The 25057-nt window shown below is 50.2% G+C and carries 22 protein-coding genes; 20 read left to right on the plus strand and 2 right to left on the minus strand.

Translation table 11 applies throughout. From position 1 onward, the window contains the following. Positions 1-191: 191 nt before the first annotated feature. Together recJ and AC3WTP_RS18535 are read left to right on the plus strand one after the other, a co-directional pair. Complete coding sequence (gene recJ / locus AC3WTP_RS18530) at positions 192-2543, plus strand: single-stranded-DNA-specific exonuclease RecJ (protein WP_492396116.1); 2352 nt, start codon at positions 192-194, stop codon at positions 2541-2543. A gap of 189 nt (positions 2544-2732) precedes the next feature. Further along, on the plus strand, positions 2733-3245 hold the full coding sequence (locus tag AC3WTP_RS18535) for an adenine phosphoribosyltransferase (protein ID WP_492396117.1): 513 nt from the start codon (positions 2733-2735) through the stop codon (positions 3243-3245). A 54-nt stretch (positions 3246-3299) separates the two neighbouring features. Here AC3WTP_RS18535 and uraA read toward each other — a convergent pair whose 3' ends face one another. Next, positions 3300-4565, minus strand: a complete 1266-nt coding sequence (uraA, locus tag AC3WTP_RS18540; RefSeq protein WP_492396118.1) for a uracil permease — start codon at positions 4563-4565, stop codon at positions 3300-3302. Positions 4566-4848: 283 nt separating this feature from the next. Between uraA and AC3WTP_RS18545 the strand changes: the two genes are divergently transcribed. The 12 genes from AC3WTP_RS18545 (at position 4849) to AC3WTP_RS18600 (ending at position 18439) form a co-directional block, all read left to right on the plus strand. Further along, positions 4849-7038 carry a RelA/SpoT family protein gene (locus AC3WTP_RS18545; RefSeq protein WP_492396119.1) on the plus strand — a complete coding sequence of 730 codons (2190 nt, stop codon included), beginning with the start codon at positions 4849-4851 and terminating at the stop codon, positions 7036-7038. A 62-nt stretch (positions 7039-7100) separates the two neighbouring features. Beyond that, positions 7101-7547: a D-aminoacyl-tRNA deacylase gene (gene dtd, locus AC3WTP_RS18550; protein ID WP_492396120.1), complete on the plus strand. Its 447-nt coding sequence runs from the start codon at positions 7101-7103 to the stop codon at positions 7545-7547. 102 nt (positions 7548-7649) lie between these two features. Continuing rightward, a complete protein-coding gene (locus tag AC3WTP_RS18555; RefSeq protein ID WP_492396121.1) occupies positions 7650-7793 on the plus strand; it encodes a hypothetical protein in 144 nt (47 codons plus the stop codon). A 210-nt stretch (positions 7794-8003) separates the two neighbouring features. Continuing rightward, positions 8004-9572: a coproporphyrinogen III oxidase gene (locus tag AC3WTP_RS18560; protein WP_492396122.1), complete on the plus strand. Its 1569-nt coding sequence runs from the start codon at positions 8004-8006 to the stop codon at positions 9570-9572. Positions 9573-10267: 695 nt separating this feature from the next. Beyond that, positions 10268-11515: a histidine--tRNA ligase gene (gene hisS / locus AC3WTP_RS18565; RefSeq protein WP_492396123.1), complete on the plus strand. Its 1248-nt coding sequence runs from the start codon at positions 10268-10270 to the stop codon at positions 11513-11515. A gap of 37 nt (positions 11516-11552) precedes the next feature. After that, positions 11553-13337, plus strand: a complete 1785-nt coding sequence (gene aspS / locus AC3WTP_RS18570; RefSeq protein ID WP_492396172.1) for an aspartate--tRNA ligase — start codon at positions 11553-11555, stop codon at positions 13335-13337. An 18-nt stretch (positions 13338-13355) separates the two neighbouring features. Beyond that, the gene (locus tag AC3WTP_RS18575; protein WP_492396124.1) at positions 13356-14126 is read left to right on the plus strand and encodes a tRNA threonylcarbamoyladenosine dehydratase; all 771 of its coding nucleotides are present in this window, start codon (positions 13356-13358) and stop codon (positions 14124-14126) included. A 169-nt stretch (positions 14127-14295) separates the two neighbouring features. Further along, the gene (locus AC3WTP_RS18580) at positions 14296-15615 is read left to right on the plus strand and encodes a replication-associated recombination protein A (RefSeq protein ID WP_492396125.1); all 1320 of its coding nucleotides are present in this window, start codon (positions 14296-14298) and stop codon (positions 15613-15615) included. A 23-nt stretch (positions 15616-15638) separates the two neighbouring features. Continuing rightward, on the plus strand, positions 15639-16076 hold the full coding sequence (crcB, locus tag AC3WTP_RS18585; protein WP_492396126.1) for a fluoride efflux transporter CrcB: 438 nt from the start codon (positions 15639-15641) through the stop codon (positions 16074-16076). Further along, complete coding sequence (crcB, locus tag AC3WTP_RS18590; protein ID WP_492396127.1) at positions 16073-16435, plus strand: fluoride efflux transporter CrcB; 363 nt, start codon at positions 16073-16075, stop codon at positions 16433-16435. The genes crcB (AC3WTP_RS18585) and crcB (AC3WTP_RS18590) overlap by 4 nt, the downstream gene beginning before the upstream one ends. Positions 16436-16568: 133 nt before the next feature. Then, complete coding sequence (locus AC3WTP_RS18595) at positions 16569-16889, plus strand: ArsR/SmtB family transcription factor (protein ID WP_458568425.1); 321 nt, start codon at positions 16569-16571, stop codon at positions 16887-16889. 227 nt (positions 16890-17116) lie between these two features. Continuing rightward, positions 17117-18439, plus strand: coding sequence for a hemolysin family protein (locus tag AC3WTP_RS18600; protein ID WP_492396128.1), 1323 nt, complete (start codon positions 17117-17119; stop codon positions 18437-18439). Between the two features lie 111 nt (positions 18440-18550). Here AC3WTP_RS18600 and mnmA read toward each other — a convergent pair whose 3' ends face one another. Beyond that, positions 18551-19669 carry a tRNA 2-thiouridine(34) synthase MnmA gene (gene mnmA, locus AC3WTP_RS18605; protein ID WP_492396129.1) on the minus strand — a complete coding sequence of 373 codons (1119 nt, stop codon included), beginning with the start codon at positions 19667-19669 and terminating at the stop codon, positions 18551-18553. Positions 19670-19872: 203 nt separating this feature from the next. On the opposite strand from mnmA, the gene cymR reads away from it, so the two are divergent. From cymR to nrdG, 6 genes are all read left to right on the plus strand, one after another. Beyond that, the gene (gene cymR / locus AC3WTP_RS18610) at positions 19873-20292 is read left to right on the plus strand and encodes a cysteine metabolism transcriptional regulator CymR (protein ID WP_492396130.1); all 420 of its coding nucleotides are present in this window, start codon (positions 19873-19875) and stop codon (positions 20290-20292) included. 31 nt (positions 20293-20323) lie between these two features. Then, on the plus strand, positions 20324-21496 hold the full coding sequence (locus tag AC3WTP_RS18615; protein ID WP_492396131.1) for a cysteine desulfurase family protein: 1173 nt from the start codon (positions 20324-20326) through the stop codon (positions 21494-21496). Between the two features lie 161 nt (positions 21497-21657). Next, positions 21658-22131, plus strand: coding sequence for a PRC-barrel domain-containing protein (locus tag AC3WTP_RS18620; RefSeq protein WP_492396132.1), 474 nt, complete (start codon positions 21658-21660; stop codon positions 22129-22131). Between the two features lie 86 nt (positions 22132-22217). Then, positions 22218-22445, plus strand: coding sequence for a YrzR-like zinc ribbon domain (locus tag AC3WTP_RS18625; protein ID WP_492396133.1), 228 nt, complete (start codon positions 22218-22220; stop codon positions 22443-22445). A 164-nt stretch (positions 22446-22609) separates the two neighbouring features. Beyond that, positions 22610-24556: an anaerobic ribonucleoside triphosphate reductase gene (locus AC3WTP_RS18630; RefSeq protein ID WP_492396134.1), complete on the plus strand. Its 1947-nt coding sequence runs from the start codon at positions 22610-22612 to the stop codon at positions 24554-24556. A 2-nt stretch (positions 24557-24558) separates the two neighbouring features. Continuing rightward, positions 24559-25026 (plus strand): anaerobic ribonucleoside-triphosphate reductase activating protein, encoded by a 468-nt coding sequence (nrdG, locus tag AC3WTP_RS18635; RefSeq protein ID WP_492396173.1) that lies wholly within the window; start codon positions 24559-24561, stop codon positions 25024-25026. Positions 25027-25057 lie beyond the last annotated feature (31 nt).

Genomic DNA, 25057 nt, shown 5'->3' on the forward strand with positions numbered 1-25057 from the left:
AACTTTAATAGATGAGATGAAGTGATTATGGTCGTCTCAAGCCAAGACCGCGTCGCTGTCGACGCGGTCTTCGCATGTCGATCTATACTTTCATGGATGGTATAATGTTGTCCATTGACGCGGCCACAAGGTTGGTATAGTATAATTATTTTTATTGCCGAAATCAAAAGTAACGATTAAAGGAGAACACTATGCTTCAAGCACGTACCCGTTGGCGCTGCGCGGAAGTATCCGAAGCGCATGCACAGCAGCTTGCTCAGGAAATTGGCATATCCCCGCTGCTCGCCAAGCTGCTACTCGTTCGCGGCATCGAGGATGCTGGACATGCGCGTCATTTCTTGCATGATTCATTGGACCAGATGCTGGACCCCTATGATCTTGCTGGAATGACTGAAGCTGTTGCGAGAATCCAGAAGGCGCTGCAGGCTAAAGAACGATTATGGATATATGGAGACTACGATGCGGACGGCGTGTCCAGCACGTCGCTGATGATCTATCTCATGCGTGAGCTGGGTGCCAACTTTGATTATTATATTCCCCACCGTGCCTTAGAGGGCTATGGGTTAAACCATGCGGCTATCGATCGCGCGAAGGCGGATGGTGTTACACTAATCATCACCGTGGATACGGGCATTAGCGCAGTTGATCAGATTGCTTATGCAAAGGAATTGGGCATTGATGTAGTCGTGACGGACCATCATGAACCGCCGGATATGCTGCCAGAGGCATACGCCTTAATTAATCCTAAGCTTCCTTACTGCACGTATGGCTTTAAAGGCTTAGCTGGTGTAGGTGTTGCGTTTAAGTTAGCTCATGCGCTGCTTGGTCAAGTACCGGAACATTTGCTGGAGCTGGCGGCGATCGGTACAGTAGCTGACCTGATGCCGCTAACGGACGAGAATCGCATTATCGTGCGCGAGGCGTTGAAGCGGATGCGGAAGTCACAGTATCCTGGGATCAAAGCACTGCTGCAGGTTAGCGGCATTGATCCGGGTCAGGTGACTTCAACGAATATAGCCTTCTCGATGGCTCCGCGCATTAACGCCAGCGGTCGATTGGATCATGCGGATACAGCGGTTCAACTGCTGACGACCGATGATGAAGGTGCTGCTCTAGCATGCGCTGAAGAACTGGATCGCTTGAACAAGGAACGGCAGAAGATCGTCGAGCTAATGGTGAAGGAAGCGGAAGAGCTTCTTGCGGACAAGCTTGACGATAACGGGAAGCCGCCTCATGTAATTGTTCTGGCGAAGGCTGGCTGGAATGTTGGCGTTATCGGCATCGTGGCATCGAAGATCGTGGAGCGATATTATCGACCGACATTTATATTGGGCATCGATGAAGAGAGTGGGTTGTGCAAGGGCTCTGCACGCTCAATCGAGGGACTAGATCTGTATGAAGCAATGACGGAATGCTCGGATCTGTTCGAGCATTACGGAGGACATTCCGCAGCGGCAGGAATGACGATTGCAGCTGATCGGCTGGATGAGCTTGAACGAGAGTTGAATCATATTGCGCATCGAGAGCTGTCGCAAGAGCATTTAGTGCCGAGCACAGTGGCTGATGTTGAATGCGCGCTTCAGGATATTCCGCTGCAGGTTATTGATGAGCTAAGCAGACTTGAGCCGTTCGGAATGGGCAATTCGAGTCCGAGAGTCATCATTCGTGACGTCGTAGTGGATGAAAAACGAACGATGGGGAAAGAAAATCAGCATTTGAAGTTGAGTTTGACACAAGAGCGTGCTACATTGGATGCGGTGGCTTTTAATAAGGGCATGTTGGCCGATCGAATCGCTTCAGCAGCTGTCGCCGATGTGTTTGGCGAGCTGCAGGTGAATGAATGGAACGGAAGACGCAAGCCGCAAATGATGCTGCAGGATATACGCATCCGCGCGTTTCAAGTGCTGGACCGCCGCGGCGCAAGTGAACCCGCAGCAAAGGCTGTTGAGTTAGCGCGCAAGCTTAATGGAGATCGTCCGAATGAAGCGGTGTGGGTGACCTCGCGCACGAATGCAGGAGTATTTGCAGCTGAGCCTTACGTAATAGTCTTTGAAGAAGGTCTAGACGAACGGGAGCCGATGATGTCCGTTCGTGATGTCATTCTAACGGAAGCGCCAGGCGATATGAAAGCAGTGCAGCGGTTGCAGAGCATGTATCCGCAGCTGGAGCGGCTTCATCTCATTCTGCCTCGCGAGCCGCATAATGGACGATTAAGTCCACCGGATCGAACGCGAATCATTCCGGCATATGCGGAATTGAAGAAGCTTCGCACATGGACAGATGATGAGCTGTCTCCGCGGGCATTATCTGTCAGGATCGGCTTCTGTCTAAGAGAAACAGAACTGCTGCTGCGGATGTTCGAGGATCTGAACTTCATGACTGTGAATACGGATGGTTCTGTTAACACGTATCATATGGTTGAATCACCGCAGAAGACTTCACTTGATGCTTCGCTAACATTCCAACAGTGGCAGCAAGCAAGTGAATGGGAAGCTTGCTGGTTCAGCGCTAACGCACTAGACATTGCTAAAATGTTTAATTAAGTCCATCCTAATGTTTGATGGTTCAGCGCTAACGCACTAGACATTGCTAAAATGTTTAATTAAGTCCATCCTAATGTTTGATGGCAGTTCAGGCAGTTCGCCTTATAACAGTTGGATCGTATTTAATGAAATAATAAACCCATTGCAATCATGATAAGCTCATGGTCATTATTTGAGGAGGATACAAGCATGGATTTTAAATCTCACATTCGGGTTATTCCTGACTTTCCGCAACCAGGTATCAGCTTCAAAGATATTACGACTCTTCTCAAGGATGGAGAAGCATATCGGGAAGCGATTAAGGCGATGCATCAGCTAGTCATTGATAAAGAAATTGATCTTATCGCAGGTCCAGAGGCGCGCGGCTTCGTTGTAGGCGCTCCACTCGCACTCTCAGTAGGCTGTGGCTTCGTGCCAATCCGCAAGAGCGGCAAGCTGCCTGGCAAGACGATTGAGGAAGCGTATGATCTGGAGTACGGCAAGGATCGATTGGCTATGCATGCTGATGCGATTCAGCCTGGACAACGCGTATTAATTGCGGATGATCTTCTCGCAACAGGCGGTACGATCTCAACATCGGTTAAGCTGATTCAACAATTAGGCGGAGAAGTAGTCGGTGCCGCATTCCTGATCGAGTTGATGGATCTGAACGGACGCGACAAGCTGAACGGCATAGATGTGTTCTCCTTGATGAAATATTAAGTTTTATACTAAAAACGGTATGCCCGCTGTGAGCAGGCATACCGTTTTTAATAGTTACTCGCCGTTGCTGAGTTTAAGCTTGTCAATAATCATGAAGAACACGTTCAGTACGATTGCCAGCACAGTTGCCAATGCCATACCTTTCAGCTCTACTGTGAAAAAAGTGAGCTTAGCTCCACTGATACCGATGACGATAACAAGTGTCGTCAGCAGCATGTTCTTAGGTTTACTGAAGTCTACCTTCGAATCAACGAGAATGCGCAAGCCTGAAGACGCGATTATACCGAACAGGAGCAAAGATACGCCGCCCATGACTGCTGTAGGAATGTTTGCAATCAACGCGGATATATCTCCAAAGAATGCCATAATAATAGCGATGATAGCCGCGCCGCCTATTACATACACGGAGTATACGCGAGTCAGTGCCATAACGCCGATGTTCTCACCGTAAGTCGTGTTCGGAGTGGAACCGACGAAGCCGGAAATGATGGTCGAGATACCGTTGCCGAGCAAGGAACGATGAAGACCTGGATCTTTGGACAGATCCTTGCCAACGATATTGCTCGTTACCATCAAGTGACCGACATGCTCAACGATTACAACCAGAGCTGCTGGAAGAATGGTGGCAATGGCTGTCATATTAAATGTCGGCATTGTAATTGTCGGTACTTTAAGAAGCGGAGCTTCAGCCAAGATAGCACCAATATCAACAACGCCCATGAATACAGCTGCGATATAACCTGTAATAATACCGATCAGGATCGGAATAATCTTTAAGAAACCGCGGAACATGACGTTTCCGATTACGGTTACGGACAATGTGATCAGCGCGAGCTTGATGCTGGTGCTGTCGTATATGCCATTTTCATCTGGAAAGAAACCAGACATATTCGCCGCAACAGGTACAAGCTCGAGACCGATAACGGCAACGATCGCACCCATAGCAGCCGGAGGGAACAATACGTCCAGCCAGCGAGTGCCAACCCACTTGACAATTAATGCGACTAAGATGAATACAATACCAGTAGCAATAAAGCCGCCGAGAGCGTCGCTGTAGTTATCTGCAGAGCCAGCTAGTACAATAGTTACTGGCGAGATAAAAGCAAAGCTTGAGCCTAAGTATGCGGGAATGAGCCCGCGGCATAAGATGAGGTAGAACAATGTACCCAAGCCGTTCATTAACAGAACAATACCTGGATCGACACCGAATAAATTCGGCACGAGCACTGTTGAGCCAAACATGGCAAACAGGTGCTGGAGGCTGAGAAGCGTGCCAGGAATCAGCGGCGGCTTTTCAAGCACTTGAATTTCGCGTTGCATTTAGGGTGCACTCCTTTGAATTGTATCTTGTCGAACCTAACTATATAATTTACAACCATTAGCCTATTTTGCACAACCCCTTTTTTTTATTTCAGGTCAGATAAAATAACATAATTCCTAATTTTTGACCCGATTCGACATTGTTTTCGACAGATAATGACATGGTTAATTTGAAAAACCTCGATTACCATTGACGAACGATGCGGTTCAAAGGCATAATTATAGGATAATCTGTAAACAGGGACGAGAAACGACCCGATAGAAAGGAATCGAGACTAGTCCAATGGGAATCGAACAATTAATTTCGAAAGCTTCAGCATATATGAAAGAACCGGATCTGGCACGCATACGTGAAGCTTACGAGTTCGCGGAGAGAGCCCATTCGGGACAAGTGAGAAAGTCTGGTGAACCTTATATTCTGCACCCGCTCGCGGTGGCGGATATCGTCGTAAGTATGCAAATGGACCCAACGTCTGTTGTTGCAGCTTTGCTTCATGACGTGGTTGAGGATACTTCTGTTTCGCTTGAAGAGATTAAAAAGCGCTTCGGCGAGACATGCGCGATGCTGGTTGACGGTCTTACGAAATTGGAACGAATCCAATTCCGATCGAAGGAAGAACAGCAGAACGAGAATTACCGCAAGATGTTTGTAGCGATGGCGAACGATATTCGCGTGATCGTTATTAAGCTTGCGGATCGCTTGCATAACATGCGGACATTAAAATATCAGTCCGAAGAGAGCCAACGGCGGATCGCTTACGAAACGCTGGAGATATTCTGTCCAATCGCCCATCGCTTAGGTATATCGGCGATTAAGTGGGAGATGGAGGACATCGCGCTTCGTTACTTGAATCCGCAGCAGTATTACCGTATTGCTAATCTTATGCATAAGAAGCGGGCTGAACGCGAGATGTTCATCACGGACGTCATCGCGCGGATCAAGGAGAAGCTGGACGAGATGGGGATTGTGGCCGATCTGTCCGGTCGTCCGAAGCATATATACAGCGTATATAACAAGATGACGAACAAGAATAAGCAGTTCAATGAGATCTATGATCTGCTCGCTATTCGCATCATCGTCGACAATATTAAAGACTGTTACGCCACATTGGGCATCATTCATACGTTATGGAAGCCAATGCCTGGTCGATTCAAGGATTACATTGCGATGCCGAAGGCGAATATGTACCAATCCTTGCATACGACGGTTATCGGGCCGACCGGCGAACCTACGGAAGTGCAAATTCGCACATGGGAAATGCACGGTACTGCTGAATACGGTATCGCCGCCCATTGGGCCTATAAGGAAGGCAATACGAACCTGGTAGGCGGAAGCTTCGAAGAGAAGATGACGTTTCTGCGCGAGATCTTGGATCTACAGCAGGAAACGAAGGATGCGAGCGAGTTCGTAGAATCGCTGAAGATGGACTTCTTCTCTGACCTGGTGTTTGTCTTTACACCAAAAGGAGAGGTTATTGAGCTCCCGGCAGGCTCGGTGCCGCTTGATTTCGCCTATCGCATCCATACAGAGGTCGGCAATCGCACGATAGGCGCGAAGGTGAACGGGCGGATTGTACCGCTCGACCATAAGCTGAAAACAGGCGATATCGTTGAGATTCTCACATCCAAGCATTCCTATGGACCGAGTGCGGACTGGGTGAAGATCGCGCAATCTTCTCACGCCAGATCGAAGATTAGACAGTGGTTCAAGAAAGAGAAGCGCGAGGAGAACGTTCAAAAGGGTCGGGAGATGATTGAACGGGAGCTGAAGCGACTGGCGCTGGAACCGCAGCAGTGGATGACGGAAGATAAGCTGCTGGAGGTTTGTCGCAAATTCAACTTCAACGATGTCGAGGATATGATGTCTGCTATCGGCTTCGGCGGCTTGACGGCAGCACAGGTGTGCACGCGGCTGACGGAGAAGCTTCGCAAGGAAGCGGAGGAAGAGAAGCTTCTTGAGCTGACAAACGAAGTGAAGGAAGTTAAGAAGGATAAAGACCAAGACCGCAAGAAGCGTCCGACGAACGGTGTACGCGTCAAAGGGATCGACAATCTGCTCGTACGGTTTGCGCGCTGCTGCAATCCGGTGCCTGGAGACGATATTGTTGGATATGTCACGCGCGGCCGCGGGGTATCGGTGCATCGTTCCGATTGCTTGAATCTGCGCAACGAGCTGGAAGCAAGTGAAGCTGAACGCATCATCGAGGTGGAATGGGAAGACTCGATTGAAGCTAATTATAGCGTCGATATTGAGATTACCGGAATGGACCGCAGGGGCTTCCTCAATGAAGTGCTGCAGGTCGTATCGGAGAGCAAGACGAATATTGCCGCGGTATCAGGTCGTTCGGATAAGAACAAGCTTGCGCTGATCCACATGACCGTGCTTATCCGCAATACGGAGCACTTGCATGCTGTCGTAGAGAAGATTAAGCGTGTGAAAGACGTATATACGGTTCAGCGCATTATGCAATAAATATATTGCTGCAGGCTGCCTCTATATAGAGACAGCCTGTTGTTGCATGAGGAGGACTATGGATGAAAGTAGTATTACAACGATCGAAAGCTGCGCGAGTTGTAGTTGACGGCAGCACAGTGGGCGCAATTGACAAGGGCTTGATGCTTCTTATAGGGGTTACGCATGAAGACACGGAGCAGGATGTAATATGGCTTGCTGATAAGGTGGCAGGACTGCGCATATTTGAAGATGAGGAAGAGAAGATGAATCTCTCGGTTCAGGATATCGGCGGACAGATTCTGTCCGTATCCCAATTTACGCTGTATGCGGACTGCCGCAAAGGCAAGCGTCCAAGCTTTGTCGGAGCAGCGCGGCCAGAAATGGCTGAACGTCTGTATGAACAGTTTAACGACAGACTGAGAAGCCACGGCTTGCAGGTTGAAACCGGCGTATTCGGCGCGATGATGGATGTAGAATTTACGAATTGGGGACCGGTTACAATCATTCTTGACAGCCACAATCGCTAATCATTGCGGCGGATCTACTACTTGTTTTGCGTATGCTGCTTAACCAATTGAGCATAATAGGGGCATTAGCTTTTCATTTTACATGATGAAAGTGGTGTCTGTATGCGTCAGTCCTTGCAGCAGCTTGCGATTCAATATGGTCAATATGATCTTCAGCAGTCTGTCAGAGAATCGCTTCATCAGCATCGAAACGATTGCCCTGAGGCACATCAAGCTAGGCGTGATCAGCCTGGGCAGCGCAAATAAACATACTAGGAAAGGGCCGGGGATCAATCCTTCGGCTCTTTTGCGATTATTCTACCGGCATCCTATGAAGTGAGAAGCGATTGCATTATGTTAAAATTGTAGTTATTATTCTCTGTAGCATTATTTTCGTGCAAAGTACCTCTATCCGCGGCTGCTTCTCGGCGTGAGCGCTGCGGCAGAGGTTTTTTATTCATTATGGAGGAACCGCATATGCGCATACGTTTAATAGCAAGCGACGCAGCGTTTGAACGCTCGCTTGTTCATATTGTCCAGCTGTACGTAGAACAGCCGGAAGTAACATATATTGTTGATGCTGGTGAAATGGCCCCTGATTCTGGCTATGATGCTGAGATTCGTTTAAGCGTCCATGATGAGGCGGGAGCGCTTGCAGATGGTCAAGAAACGACAGCTGAGCATCGACTGCTGGCACTAGGGACCTTGGTCTTGCATCATGAGGACGGCGAAGATGAGACGTACCGAATGGAGCATGTTCGAGTCGTACCATCGGGAACTCCTTATGAGGCGTACCGCAAGCAGGTGAAGAACAGCCTCTGTCAGGCCCTGCTGACCGTGCTCACCGATTGGACGAAGATTGAGCAGCCATGGGGGATCTTGACGGGTATTCGCCCGACTAAGCTTATGCATGACGCAAGACGTCGCGGACTCTCAAGCGAAGAAGCGAAGCGCATGCTGAAGGAAGACTACATGGTCACTGACGAGAAGATCGCGCTGATGGAGCGCATCGTTCGGCGGCAGCTGACGGCGCTGCCTGACCTCGACCAGCTTCACAAGGAACTGAGCATCTATATCGGTATTCCATTTTGCCCAACTAAATGTGCGTACTGTACGTTTCCTGCGTATGATATCAACGGTCGTCAAGGCTCGGTTGAATCGTTCCTGGGAGGCCTGCACTACGAGATGCGTGAAACAGGCAGGCTGCTGAAGGAGCTGGGAGTTCGCGTCACAACGATCTACTTCGGCGGCGGCACACCGACCAGCATCACGGCGGAAGAGATGGATATGCTGTATGAGGAGATGATGACGTCCTTCCCGCATGTGGAGCAGGTTCGAGAGATTACGGTAGAAGCGGGCCGTCCAGATACGATTACTCCTGATAAATTGGATGTGCTCAAGAAGTGGAATATTGACCGGATCAGCATCAACCCGCAGTCGTATATCCAAGAAACATTGGAATTGATTGGACGAGACCATTCAGTTGAGGAGACGATTGAGAAGTATAAGCTGGCTCGTGAAATGGGCATGAACAACATCAATATGGATCTGATCATTGGCCTTCCAGGAGAAGGCCTGCCAGAATTCGAGCATTCCCTGCGTGAAACCGAGTCGCTGATGCCGGAATCGTTGACGGTGCACACCCTTTCCTTCAAACGGGCTTCAGAGATGACTCGTCACAGAGGAGAGGCGAAGTACAAGGTCGCCGATCGCGATGAAATCGCACGGATGATGACGGCTGCGAGCGAGTGGGCGGATGGGCATGGATACAACCCTTATTACTTGTACCGACAGAAAAATATTTTAGGCAACTTGGAGAATGTAGGCTATTCGCTTCCTGAGGCTGAGAGCTTGTACAACATCTTGATTATCGAAGAGATCCATACGATACTTGGTCTCGGCTGCGGCGCCTCCTCCAAGTGGGTTCATCCTGATACGGGTGTCATTACGCGCTTTGCGAATCCGAAAGAACCGAAGGTGTACAATGACAATTACGTAGAGGTAACGCGCAAGAAGCTGGATATGCTGCGAGAGCTGTACGGGTAAGCGTAGACCAAAGCAGATGAGTGCAGAGTGTTCGAAATAAAGCGTTTTCAGAAATGTAACATTCCTGTAATGTTCGTTTCATGTTCCTTTAATAAACTGGTCCTATAATAAGTGACATGACCCCCTTTTAAGAATATATACTTATTGACGACCTACATCTTGCGATGTAGGTTATTTTCTTTGTGTGAACGGTACTTGACTTTAGAGTATTCCATCATTACAATGTTTGTTATATCTTCACATATCCGATTTGATGACGGGAAGAAGTAAGTTAATGGCTTACATGCAGAGATAGGTTCCTTAGGCTGGAAGAACCTTTGTAAGTGTTATCTGAATGACACCCCCGAGAACCGGCGGCGAAACAGCAGGCTTATAGGTCTGATTCTGCGGTAGCCGTTAGGCGTAGAGCGTACGTTACACGCTTTGAAGCGAAGAACGCGAAGCATAGCTGGCCTGCTGATAAGCACAGAGCTGATGCATCCGTACTCTTCGGAATTTGGGTGGCACCACGGGTGAATGGAAACGACCAATCTCTCGTCCCTTGCGCAATTGCGCGGGACGGGAGATTTTTTGTTTATTAGCGCTGTATTCACAGGCGGAAGCCGATGAGTTAGACGCGAACTAGTGATGAGTTAGACATTGGTTTTATATCAGTCTAATTTTTGCATGGCAATAGAGGTTAGGAGGGAATTACCATGGCATATCAAAAACCTACGGGCACGCAGGATTTCCTGCCGGGCGCGGTGGAAACTTGGCAGATGGTAGAGGGAAAAGCGCGCGATCTGTGCCGCAGATACAACTACAAAGAAATCCGCACGCCAATCTTTGAATCGACTGAGCTGTTTGAGCGCGGTGTGGGTGAAACGACGGATATCGTCGAGAAGGAAATGTACACGTTCAAGGACAAGGGCGACCGCAGCATGACTCTGCGTCCGGAGAACACAGCCGGCGTTGTTCGCTCTTATGTGGAGAATAAGCTGTACGGAGAACCTGACTTGACGAAGCTCTACTACATCGGACCTATGTTCCGATATGAGCGTCCGCAAGCAGGCCGCTACCGTCAATTCCATCAATTTGGCATTGAGGCGTTCGGCTCCGCAGATCCAAGTCTGGATGCGGAAGTGATCGCACTTGGCTATCAATTTATGAAGGAAGTTGGGTTAACCGGAGTAACGGTAGAAATCAACTCTGTCGGCAACGCGCCTAGCCGCGCGGCATACCGCCAGACGCTGATCGACTTCCTGACACCGATGAAGGAAACGCTGTGCAAGGACTGTCAATCGCGCATGGAGCGCAATCCGCTGCGCGTGCTTGATTGCAAGGTTGACCAAGCGAAGTTCGCTGATGCGCCTTCGATCATCGATAGTCTGGATGAGGAATGCTCGACTCATTTCAAGAAGGTGCAGGAGCACCTCAGCGCGATGAACGTGGATTATGCGATCAATCACCGCCTTGTGCGCGGCCTGGATTATTATACGCATACCGCGTTCGAGTATAAGGCGCAGGGGATCGGCGCCATCGATACGGTTGGCGGCGGCGGCCGTTACAACGGGCTTGTCGCGGATATCGGCGGTCCAGAGGAGCCGGGCATCGGCTTCGGCATCGGATTGGAGCGCATCGCACTGCTGCTAGACAAGCAGGGAGTAGGCGGCAACCATGTACCGCCGCTTGATGTCTACATGATCGCGCTTGGCGAACGAGCGGAAGCGAAGATGACCGCGCTCTTGAATGAGCTGCGCGTAGCAGGCATTGCGGCTGAGAAGGACTATCAGGGCCGCAAGATGAAGACGCAGATGAAATCAGCCGATCGCATGCAGGCGCGCTTCGCGGCTATTCTCGGCGACGACGAGCTGGATCGCGGTGAGATCGCGTTGAAAGAGCTGGCCACAGGTGAACAGCGCATCGTGAAGTTGGATGAATTGGCGGCAGCCATTCACGGATAGATCATAATATATTACTTGAAATGGGGAGTACCATATGATGCACAAAACACATCATTGCGGAAGTTTGACGAAAGCCAACATTGGCGAAACTGTAACATTAAACGGTTGGGTGCAGCGTCGCCGCGACCTTGGCGGCGTATTGTTCATCGACCTGCGCGACCGCAGCGGTCTGATGCAAATTGTGTTCAATCCAGAATTTTCAACAGAAGCTCATGCGATCGGCGACCGTGCCCGCAATGAATTCGTTATCGCTGTTCGCGGTAAAGTTGTAGAACGCGATGCTGAAACAGTAAATAAAAATATGCCGACTGGCGAGATCGAAGTTCGCGTAACGGAAATCGAAATACTGAACCAAGCGAAGAACCCTCCGTTCTTCATCGAAGACGGCATTGAGATCGATGAGACACTTCGTCTGAAGTATCGTTATCTGGACCTTCGCCGTCCGGAAATGCAAAAGACGCTCTGGATGCGTTCCAAAGCGGCTAAAGTGTTCCGCGACTTCTTGGACGCCAATGAGTTCATCGAGGTGGAAACGCCAATTCTGACGAAGAGCACGCCGGAAGGCGCCCGCGACTACTTGGTGCCAAGCCGTGTGCATCCAGGCGAGTTCTATGCGCTGCCGCAGTCGCCGCAGATCTTCAAACAATTGCTGATGGTTTCCGGTCTGGAGCGCTACTATCAGATGGCACGCTGCTTCCGTGACGAAGACCTTCGTGCAGACCGTCAACCGGAATTCACACAATTCGACATCGAGACTTCCTTCTTGTCCCAAGATCAATTGCTGGGCATGATGGAGCAGCTCATGGTGCGCTTGTTCAAAGAGATCAAAGACATCGACGTGCCTACACCGTTCCAACGCATCACGTATCAAGATGCAATGGACAAGTACGGCTCCGACAAGCCGGACCTGCGCTTCGGCCTAGAGCTGGTAGACGTATGCGATATCGTAGCGAATTCAGGCGTTAAAGTATTCGCTTCCGTCATCGAAAAGGGCGGAGTCGTTAAAGTATTGAACGCGAAAGGCTGCGGCACTTGGAGCCGTAAAGAAATCGACGACCTGGCTCCATTCGCGGCACGCTACGGCGCTAAAGGCCTTGCTTGGGTTCAAGTGAAAGATGGCGAGTTCAAAGGTCCGATCGTAAAATTCTTTACCGAGGAAGAAATCGCTGCGCTGCGTGAACGTCTAGGCGCTGAAGACGGGGACTTGCTCTTGTTCTCCGCAGATATGAAGAAAGTCGTATACGATGTTCTTGGCAACCTGCGTCTGCTCGTGGGACGACGCCTGAACCTGATCGACGACAGCAAATATAAATTCGCATGGGTCGTAGACTTCCCATTGCTCGGCTATGATGAAGAAGCGAAGCGCTATGTAGCGGAGCACCATCCGTTCACTCGTCCGAAGGACGAAGACCTGCACTACTTCGACACAGATCCAGGCCAGATCCGCGCGCAAGCGTACGACTTGACGCTGAACGGCTACGAAGTAGGCGGCGGCTCGATGCGTATCTACAAGCGCGATGTTCAGGAGAAGATGTTCAACGCCCTTGGCTTCTCGCCTGAAGAAGCACAAGACAAGTTCGGCTTCCTGATGAACGCATTCGAATACGGAACGCCTCCACATGGCGGTATCGCATTCGGCTTCGACCGTCTTGTGATGCTGCTTGCAGGCAGTACGAACCTGCGTGAAACGATCGCATTCCCTAAGACGGCCAGCGCGACTGACCTGATGATGGATGCGCCGAACGTGGTTGATGAAGGTCAGCTTGACATGCTGCACATCAAGACGAAAGTGAAAGAGAAGAAAGAAGCATCAAAGGAATAGAAGCAGGAGGTAGCCCTTATGCTGCACCAATTTTCCCGTACAGAGCTGGCTATCGGTCCGGAAGGGCTTGAGAAGATGAAGCGGAGCACCATTGCGGTGCTTGGAATCGGCGGCGTCGGTTCGATCGCAGCCGAGGCGCTGGCGCGCACCGGAGTCGGCCGCATCATCTTAATCGATAAGGATGTCGTAGACATCACGAATGTGAACCGCCAGATTCATGCCTTGACGACGACGGTCGGCCAGTTGAAAGCAGACTTAATGCGGGATCGCATTAAGCTGATCAACCCGGAATGCGATGCGATCGCCCTCAATATGTTCTATACAGAAGAGACGTATGAGCAGCTGTTCCAGTACGATCTGGACTATGTCGTAGACGCTTCCGATACGGTGTCGTATAAGATTCATCTGATTAAGGAATGTCTGAAACGCAAGATTCCGCTCATCTCGAGCATGGGGGCTGCGAACAAGATGGACCCTACACGGTTCCAGGTGGCGGACATTTCTAAGACGACGGTTGACCCGATCGCGCGCGTCATTCGCCAGAAGCTGCGCAAGGAGGGCATCCGCAAGGGTGTCAAGGTTGTGTTCTCGACGGAAGAGCCGATGAAGCCGCGCGTGGATGTGACGGAGAAGATCGTTCCTGAGAACGCTCCGGATCGCCGCAAGGTGAAGCAGCCGCCCGCGAGCAACGCGTTTGTGCCTCCGGCAGTCGGTCTGATCATGGTCAGTGTGGTCGTAAAGGATATGCTGAAGCAATTGGATAAAGAGAAGGAACAATCAGATCAATAAATGTATTTGAAGCAGTCGCTCCCTTCATAGGGGAGCGGCTTTTTCTGTGACATAAATAAGAACATGAGTTCTTGCGTGTTATGCAAGAGGCTTGTCTTATGGTAAAATGATGAAGTATATTACAGCCGCAATCTATAGAGCGGCGAGATAGAAGCGTGGTGAAACATCGATGGATTTATTTTCCTATGAAGAAGAACATCAGCCCGGCATGCGGTTATTGGCCGACAGAATCCGGCCCAGAACATTGGATGAGTATGTGGGCCAGGAACATATAGTTGGACAAGGACGGCTACTTCGCCGGGCCATCGAGGCGGATCGCGTGTCATCGATTATTTTGTACGGTCCCCCAGGCTGCGGCAAGACAACGCTTGCGAATGTGATCGCAGCGCACACGCAGGGTGAATTTATTCGTTTGAATGCGGTTGACGCTTCCGTTAAAGATGTGCGTGCCGTCATCGAGCAGGCGGAATCCCGCAAATCCTTGTACGGGCAGAAGACGATTCTGTTCCTGGATGAGGTGCATCGTTTTAACCGCTCACAGCAGGATGCGTTGCTTCCTGCCGTTGAGAAAGGGACGATTATCTTTATCGGTGCGACGACGGAGAATCCGTTTCATCATGTGAACGGAGCGTTAATCAGTCGGTCAACTCTGTTTCAATTGAAGGCATTAACAGCGGAAGACTGCATAACCGCCATGAGGCACGCGATGGAGGATAAGGAGCGCGGCTTAGGCTTCATGCCGCTGAAGGTGGATGAGGATGCCATCCGACATATAGCCGAGATGGCTAACGGCGATATCAGACGCGCATTGAATGCGCTCGAGTTGGCGGCGATGACGACGACGCCGGAGCAGGACGGCACCGTGCATGTCACCTTAGAAGAGGCGGAGGAATCCGTGCGCCGACCGACGGTGCGCGCTGACGAGTCTACACAGTACGACGTATTGAGTGCGTTCCATAAGAGCATACGGGGCTCCAGCGACGCAGCGCTGTTCTGGTTCCTGTACGCGGTCGAGAAGCTGGGAATGGATCCGATGACCTTCATTCGCCGATTGACGGTGGCTTGCAGCGAGGACATCGGACTCGCGAATCCGCAAGCGATGGTGCAGGCGGTTAGCGCGTTGGAAGCCTATCATAGAATCGGCTGGCCGGAGTCTCAATATATTGTCGCGCAGGCAATTCTGTTCGCGGTTGAGAGTCCGAAGTCGAACTCGATTCCGATGGCGCTGCAGCGCGCTATGCAGGCGATGGAGGAGATCCGTTCCGCAGATGTACCTCTTCATTTGTGTGATACACATTATAAAGGCGCGGACAAGCTCGGACACAAAGGGTATCAGTATCCGCATGATTACCCAGGTCATTATGTCAGTCAGCAGTATTTGCCTGATGCGATTAAGAATCGTGTATTCTTCATGGCAAGCGAGCAGGGAACTGAGTCGAAGATGAAGGTGAATCAGGAAATAAGACGCAAGCTGGATCACAGCAGCTGATGAGGGAAAGAAGGCGTACTACAATGAACAGCTTCTTGGGTCCTCGTCGTTCGCTTGCTGTAGCGCTAGGTGGCGTAATCGGCGCGAATATACGTTATGGCGTCAGTCTGCTGCTGCCATTTCAGCCGCAGAGCGCATTTCCGACCGCCACATTTGCAGTGAATATCGCAGGTGCGTGTTTTCTTGGGTGGCTGACAGCATGGCTGGCTAACCGTCCTGGCTTATCGCCGTTATGGAAGCTGACCTTCGGCACTGGGATGGCCGGTGCGCTGACGACCTTCTCGACCTTCTCGATAGAGACGGTCACGCTGCTGACAGAAGGCAGATGGGAGATGGCGCTGCTCTATCAAGTGCTGAGCATGGCCGGCGGATTGTCGGCGGCATGGTTAGGCTATTCATTAGGTACGCGCAGCGGGAGAAACAGCAGACCATTAGATGAGGCGAGGGGGGATCGCCGATGAATTGGCTGCTTGTCAGCTTGGGAGGCGCGGCAGGAGCTTGGCTGCGATTCTATGTAAGCGGGAGACTTGCGCAGACCTCCGAGCGATATCCGTGGGCGACGTGGATCATCAACGTATGCGGTTCCTTGCTGCTCGGGCTGCTGATGGGTATGAGAGATACAATGCCTGCAAGCGTGTATTTACTGCTAGGAGTAGGCTTATGCGGAGCTTTCACAACGTTCTCCACATTTACGGTGGAGACGCTGCAGCTATTGCAAGCAAAGAAGCTTAGAGCGGCAGCTTTATATATGCTGTCTTCTGCCGTCGTCTGTTTACTGTGTGCCGCTATAGGGCTGCGGTTGTCAATCATTTTACAATAAGGGTAATAGTTGCTGATGTCTAAGGTATAAGTCATTGTAGGTTGATGTTTAATTTGCGGCGTGTTGTCACATCCTACAACCATGAATCATCCTCCACATATGTGGTTATGTTCAGTATAAGGAGTCGGATGTTATGGATGTATTGGAAAGCAAAGAATGGGGAGCAGACGTGTTGGAGCAAGTGTCACAAACCTTTAAGGCGTTAGGTGATCCAACACGAATTCGGATTCTGACGCTTCTTGCTCGCGATGAATGTGCTGTTAATCAGATTGCGGACGCTTTGCAGCTATCGCAGTCTGCCGTATCACATCAATTGAAGACGCTGCGCGCATACCGATTTGTGCGTTACCGTCGAGAAGGTCAGAACATCTTGTATTCCTGCGATGATGCTCATATCATCGGGCTGTTGAATGAAGCAGTTCGACATGCTCTGGAAGAATCGCAAAATAAATAACGGCACAAAGGCTTAGCTATGTGGTGATAGGACTGCGTATGCAGCGAATATACATAGTGGCAATCCCTTCTGTATGGAGGTGCTGCCTGCCGGTGACAACATGAACAGCAGCTTGTAAGTTTGACGTTAGTTGCAAAAGGGTTATAATGATATGTATAGGTTGATATATCTTATCATATGGGGAGGTGTACCTATCCGTGTAAATGGGAGGCGGATAGGGAATTAATTTGGATAGTGACCCGTTACCGATTTGGGGATTGTTGTTAGTCGTACTGCTTGTAGTTATGAACGGTTTTTTTGTAGCCGCAGAATTTGCGATGGTAAAAGTACGCGGCAGCCGCATCGATGCTTTAGTGATGGACGGCAACAAGAGAGCTAAGTTCGCACGCAACATGACGAACAACTTGGACGCCTATTTATCGGCGTGTCAGTTGGGTATTACATTAGCCTCACTCGGCTTGGGTTGGATCGGGGAAAAGACGATCGCCGAGCTCCTTCATGATCCTCTCGCTGCATTAGGAGCGGGAGAAGCACTTATTATTACGATTTCTACTGCGATTGCATTTATTTTCATTACGATTATGCATATTGTACTCGGCGAACTGGCGCCTAAATCTTTAGCGATCCGCAAGGCGGAGCAGATCACACTATGGACTGCGATTCCGTTAACGGTATTCTACAAGGTGATGTATCCGTTTATCTGGATGCTTAATGGATCCGCCAATTCACTGCTGCGTTTGTTCAAAGTACAGCCAGCTGGTGAAAATGATGCCCACACAGAAGAAGAGATTCGTATCTTAGTGAAGGAGAGCCACGAGAGCGGTCTAATCGACAATACAGAACTGACATTGATGGACAACATATTTGAATTCTCAGATACACATGCCCGTGAAATTATGATACCTCGTACTGAAATGGTATGTATCTATACGACAGATTCGTTCGAACAGAATCGCGAGACTGCGTACAGCGAGATGCATACTCGTTATCCCGTATGCGACCCTGATAAGGATAACATTATTGGCTTTGTGCACATAAAAGACCTAGTTAAAGCAGCGGACGATGTAACCGATATTCGTGAATTGATTCGTCCGATCCTGAGCGTGCCTGAATCGATGGCTATCAGCGCATTGCTGAAGCTGCTGCAGAAAAATAAGATGCAGATTGCTCTGCTGATTGATGAATACGGCGGCACAGCCGGTTTGGTCACGTTAGAGGATATCATGGAAGAGATCGTTGGCGAGATTCAAGATGAGTTCGATGAAGAGCTTCCTGTGGTTATGAAGCGGGAAGAGAATGTATTTTCTATTGATGGCAAAATGCTGATTGAAGAAGTGAATGCATATTTCGGAATGGACATCGATTCGGAAGATTTCGATACGATAGGCGGATGGATGTATTTACAAGTCGAGCTGCCGCCGAAGAAAGGGCAGCGAATTACGTATAATCAGGATTTTGAATTTATCGTGGAAGATACGTACCATTTGCGGATCACTCGTCTTATTGTAAAGAGAATGAAGAGTAGTACTGTGATTGAAGAGGCTTCCTGAACTCATACTTCCAAATAATCAATCTGAATCATATACTGCATGAAATAGAGGCTGTAGAATTGGCGATGAGCTAATCCTACAGCCTCTTTTGGCGGTTATATTAATGATGATCTATGGCAGTACAATAGGTTCCAGCTTGTTGATCTTATTGATCGTGCCGCCGCCCAAGCATACCTCATCTTGGTAGAATACGACCGCTTGCCCAGGCGTAATCGCGCGTTGCGGCTTATCGAACTCCACGAGGACCGTGCCGTCTGGCTGCTTCGTTAGGGTAACTCCTTGATCAGGCTGGCGGTATCGGAACTTCGCGCTGCAGCGAATAGGTCCTTCCGGCATATCGCCCGCGATCCAGTTGATGCCAACTGCCTCAAGGTTGACCGAATACAGGCATGGATGATCATCGCCTTGAACGACGTACAAGGTGTTCGTCTTCAGGTCCTTATCGACTACGAACCATGGCTGACCGTTGCCGGAGCCGCCAATGCCTAAGCCTTGACGTTGACCTAGTGTATAGTACATCAGGCCGTCGTGCTTTCCCTTTATCTCACCTGTTCGGATATCCACCATATTGCCAGGCTGCGCAGGCAGGTACTGGCTGAGGAACTGCTTGAAGTTGCGCTCACCGATAAAGCATACTCCCGTGCTGTCTTTCTTCTTCGCTGTTGCAAGCCCCGCTTCCTCTGCAATTCGGCGCACTTCCGGTTTCGGCAGGTGTCCGATTGGGAACATCGCGCGAGACAACTGCTCTTGATTCAACGCATTCAAGAAATACGTCTGATCTTTATTGCTGTCAACTCCACGCAGCAGCTTGAACTTGCCATCCTCTTCTATTACGCGAGCGTAGTGTCCAGTCGCGACATACTCTGCTCCAAGATCAAGCGCCGTGCGGAGAAACTCCCCGAACTTGATCTCGCGATTGCACATGACATCGGGATTGGGAGTTCGGCCGTTCCGATATTCTTCTAGGAAATATTCAAAAACTTTCTCGAAATATTGCTTCTCAAAGTTGACTGTATAATAAGGAATACCTATATGTTCACAGACACGGCGCACATCTTCGGCGTCATCTTCAGCAGTGCAATGTCCGAACTCATCGGTATCATCCCAGTTCTTCATGAAGATGCCGATGACATCATATCCCTGCTGCTTCAAGAGCAGCGCCGTGACGGACGAATCGACGCCGCCGGACATGCCGACGACTACGCGTGTCTGTTCTGGTGTGTTATTCATGTGAGTCACCGTCAATCCTTTCTTCGATAATATTCGTATTGTAACATACGTTGTACAGATACAAAAATAAAACGCGTAAATGAGGGCGAACAGGAATAAACGTGGACGAAATTGTCCATAACGGGTGTAGATATGATAGGATATACTTGGTGGCATATAGGAATACCATGAATTTTATTAACATTAATTATTGAGGTGTGTTTATGAAGATATCCACAAAAGGTCGCTATGGTCTGACCATCATGATGGAGCTTGCGCGCAGTTTCGGAGAAGGTCCAACTTCGCTTAAAAGCATAGCGGATAAGAACCAGTTATCAGAGCATTATCTTGAGCAGCTGATTGCTCCTTTGCGCAACGCCGGACTTGTGAAGAGCATTCGCGGCGCATATGGCGGATACATACTTGCTCAAGATCCTGAGCATGTAAGCGCGGGCGAGATCATTCGCGTCTTGGAAGGTCCGATATCTCCCGTTGATTTTACAGAAGAAGATGATCCTGCTAAACGTAACTTGTGGATGCGAATACGGGACAGCATTGCTGAAGTTCTTGATTCAACTACATTAGCTGATCTGATTCAATATAAAGAGGAAGGCGCTCAAGACAGCTATATGTTCTATATTTAATATCTTTATCGTATAGAATCGAGGAATACGAATGAATCGCATATATATGGACCACGCCGCTACAACACCGCTGCACCCGGCAGCGCGCGAAGCGATGGCCTCAAGCTTGGATGTGTATGGAAACCCTTCCAGTGTACATGGAGCAGGGCGTGATGCGAAGGCATTCGTGCGTCAGGCGCGAGACAGTATCGCTAAGAGCTTGGGCTGTGCGCCGAATGAGCTGGTCTTTACGAGCGGAGGCAGCGAAAGCGATAATGCGGCAATCTTCGGTGTGCTCTGGTCACGCTGGCTGAAGCATCAACGAGATGGGATCAGCGATAAGAAACCGCATATGATCACAACTGCGATTGAGCACCATGCTGTACTGCATGCAGCGCAGCAGGCAGAGCGATTAGGCTTTGAGGTCACCTATGTGCAGCCAGATCAGACAGGCTTCGTCCGTCTCGAGGACATTGAAGCTGCCGTGAAGGCTGAAACATGCTTGATCAGCGTGATGTATGCGAACAACGAGGTAGGCACGATCCAACCGATTGAAGCTATCGGCCGCATGGCGCGAGAACGCGGCATCCTGGTGCATACCGATGCGGTGCAAGCGTTAGGGATAGAACAGCTTCGCTTGAACGAGCTGCCTATCGACTTCGCCAGCTTCTCTGCGCATAAAGTGAACGGCCCGAAGGGGATCGGCGCTTTGTATTGCAGGCATGGGGCGGAGTGGGAGCCACTCATCTTCGGAGGCAGCCAAGAACGCAAACGGCGTGCCGGTACGGAAAATGTTGTTGGTATCGCTGGCTTTGGCGCAGCTGTAGCACAAGCCTATGAAGCGCTTGACACGCGGCTTGCTAACATTAGAGAAGTTCGTGCCGCGCTGTGGCACGGGTTGAAGTCGCTGCTGGGCGAGCGCGTCGTGCTGAACGGCGATGGAGATCGCAGCGTGCCGCATATATTGAACGTCAGTATACTGGACGTGCCGACTGAAACGATGCTCATGAATCTGGACATGCTCGGAATTCATGTATCCAGCGGCTCGGCCTGCACGTCGGGCTCGCTGGAAGTGTCTCACGTTCTTGAAGCGATGCGGCTTCCTGCAGAACGGACGAACACCGCAGTACGATTCAGTCTCGGAATGGGCAATACTAAGGAACAAGCAGAAGCAGTTGTGAACCATATAGAAACCATTGCTGCGCGCGTGCGTACAAGAATTTAGCTGGATAACATCTTGTTCGGACAGACACAGGGAATGGGATACATACTTCGAATGGGACGCATACTTCGCTTCATAGCAAATTCGCGGCATATCTGATGAGTGGAAGAGACGATCATCTTCGCTCGTTCAATCATCATGTACAGTCACGAGGAGGCTTGACCTTGAAGTTGCTCGAATTAATTGGCCTTCCGGTGTATGACATCGAAACCGGGAAGCGATTGTCCAAAGTGAATGATATATGGTTGTCAGAGCAGTGGGAGATTACTCATCTGGAATTAGAAGGACGAACCATATACTCTCGTACCATACCTGTTGTTGCATGGGAGCATGTGATCGCGTGCGGTGAAGAAACCGTTATGCTGAAGAGCAAGGAGCTCGTTCATAAGCTGAAGGGAAACTCGACAGACCAAGCTCGAACCTTCCTGCAAGGTCCACACCGAATTAAGGAATTGCCAGTCATCACAACTGAAGGAAGCCAGCTTGGAAGAGTGGCAGATGTTTATTTTCAGCCTCAATTGGGCAATACAATAACAGGACTGGAAATATCAGACGGATTGCTGTCCGACCTACTGGAAGGAAGGATACAATTCGAAGGGACAGGCCTTATGGGGGCAGACGCCATTATCGTGACCTGACACGATAGGTACTGAAGTACGTCCATGATGTCTGTTTTGCTTGACGGCAGTTCAAATCTATAGCGGATGGACGGAATGGTGAGAGTATGCGATGTCCGAATTGCAATTCTAAGGATATTGGCAAGATCGGTTCCCATCAATTTTATTGCTGGGGCTGTTATATTGAATTATCGGTGAACGGTGATAAGATGTCGGTGTTTCAAGTGGAGGAAGATGGGACGTTAAGTTCGTTAGACGATCTCTTCTTCGGTGACGATTGGGCATCTCCAGTCACACAGCTGTCTCCTGGGTTTACGGAGTCACAAACATCTTAACAACAGGTTCAATTGGAATAGAATTGGACTGCGCAAGCGCCATTCTCGCTCTACGGAGCGGGATAGGCGCTTTTTTTGTTTTGGCTGTGACATAATACATATTGTGTTGATTGTTAATTGTAGATACTATATATTGTGTTAATTTAGAAGGGACGGCGATTATTATGGGACATAGAACTTCAACAGCACCTGCACTGCCGCATGATTCCGTGCAGCATCTACATATACAGCAGCCTAGAATCAAGATAGGCTCAGTGACGACGCTAAGCAGCCCAGAACATGAATTATCAGGCTCATTGCATCGTATCTTGGATGGAAAAGATCGCGACCTTATGCGGGAGAATGCGAATGTAGACGGATGTTCTCCAATGGGCATCATGGGGAAAATGGCGAGCGAAAGCTCGCGTTGGTATGCGATCAACCATCTGCTTAGCGATGAAGCGCGTCAAGCGATGGAAGCAAATCTATTGTATCCGCATGATCTGGATTTCTACGCGACGGGAACGACGACCTGCTGCCAGATTCCTCTCGGTCAATTGCTGCGGAGCGGCTTCAATACGGGACATGGTCATATGCGCGCGCCGCAGGATATTAAGAGCGCATTGGCGCTCGCTTCTATCATATTGCAGGCGAATCAGAATCAGCAGCATGGCGGACAAGCATTCCCGATGTTCGACTATGATCTGGCGCCTTATGTGGGCAAGACGTTCAACAAGCACGCGGCTTATCTAAGCTCGCTGCCGCTTGGCGACACGTTTGATAGAGAAGCAGAAGCTTGGAGACTTACAGAACGAGATGTATATCAAGCTTGTGAAGCGTTCATACATAACGCGAATTCGATGCATTCACGCGGCGGCGGTCAGGTGCCGTTTATCTCGATCAATTACGGAACGGATACTTCTCGCGAAGGACGCCTTCTCATTCGTCAGCTGCTGCTCGCGACACAGAGCGGATTAGGCAATGGCGAAACGCCGATCTTTCCAATTCAGATCTTCAAGGTCAAGTCGGGGGTTAACTTTGAGCCCTGCGATCCGAACTACGAACTGTACCAGCTTGCGCTTGAAACGACCGCACAACGGTTGTTTCCGAACTTTGCGTTTCTAGATGCATCATTCAACGCACAGTACAATGATGGAACAGCCGAGAGCGAAGCCTGCTACATGGGATGCCGTACACGGGTAATGGGCAATGTCAACGGAGCGGAAACGGCTATCGGTCGAGGCAACCTGTCCTTTAGTACGCTGAATCTTGTGCGATTAAGCCTGCTGTCTCGTAACACGAATGATTTTATGCAGCGATTGGATAGTCTGATCGACATAGCGGAGCGACAATTGCTTGAACGGATGTCCTACCAGGCATCACGACGAGCTGGAGACTTCTCCTTCCTCATGCAGCAGGGTGTCTGGAGAGGAAGCAGAGATTTGAAACCTGATGATACGCTGCATGAGGTGCTGAAGCAGGGCACTTTAAGCATCGGCTTCATCGGCCTGGCAGAGACGCTTGTGCATCTAACTGGCAGCCACCATGGTGAATCCGAAGAAGCGCGGCAGCTTGGCATGCGCATCGTGAAGCATATGCGTCAGCGGATGGATGAAGCCGCCGCGCGTACAGGACTTAACTTCTCGCTGATTGCGACTCCAGCAGAGGGGCTCTCCGGAAAGTTTACGAAGCAGGATCGCGCCGCGTTCGGAACAATTCGGGGAGTGACAGACCGGGAATACTACACGAATTCCTTCCATCTGCCGGTATATGCGAATGCGAGAGCCTACGATAAGATCCGCATTGAAGGACCGTTTCACGAGCTGTGCAATGCGGGGCACATCACTTATGTGGAGCTCGATGGCAGCGCCCGTTCCAACCCGCAGGCGCTTGATCGAATCGTGCGCGCGATGGCTGCGAACGGTGTAGGCTACGGCTCAATCAATCATCCGATCGACCGCTGCCGAGGCTGCGGCTATCAAGCGGTGATTGAGGATGCTTGTCCTGCCTGCGGCGCGGACTCTGAGCAGATCGAGCGGATTCGCCGCATTACAGGTTACTTGGTCGGCAGCATGGATAAGTGGAATTCGGCGAAGCGCGCTGAAGAAGCTGAGCGAGTGAAGCATCGATGAGCCTGCGCGTCATGTCCATCGTCCACGACAGCGTCGTGGACGGTGAAGGACTCCGCTCGGTCGTCTTCTTCAGCGGCTGCCCTCATCAGTGCCCAGGCTGCCACAATCCGCAGTCATGGGCGTACAGCGCGGGAACGCCCATGAGCGTGGAAGAGGTGGCAGCGGAGCTGCTGTCTAATCCGCTGACCGATGTAACGCTGTCTGGCGGAGAGCCCTTTATGCAGGCCAGGTATGTGAAGCGCTTGGCTCGTATACTGCGTGAGCACGGACGCCATATATGGGCGTATACAGGCTATACCTTGGAGCAGATCCAGCAAATAGGCAATAAGGATATGCTGGATCTGCTCGCGGAGATTGATGTGCTGGTGGACGGACCATTTCAACTGGAGCATAAGTCTCTTGGGCTCGAGTTCCGCGGCAGCAGCAATCAACGAATTTGGAGGATGAAGCAGGCGAACCAATCGGGTTAATTTTTCAATAGTTAACATATACTCTACTGTG

The organism is Paenibacillus sp. EB106-04-04-XG159 (assembly GCF_058791835.1).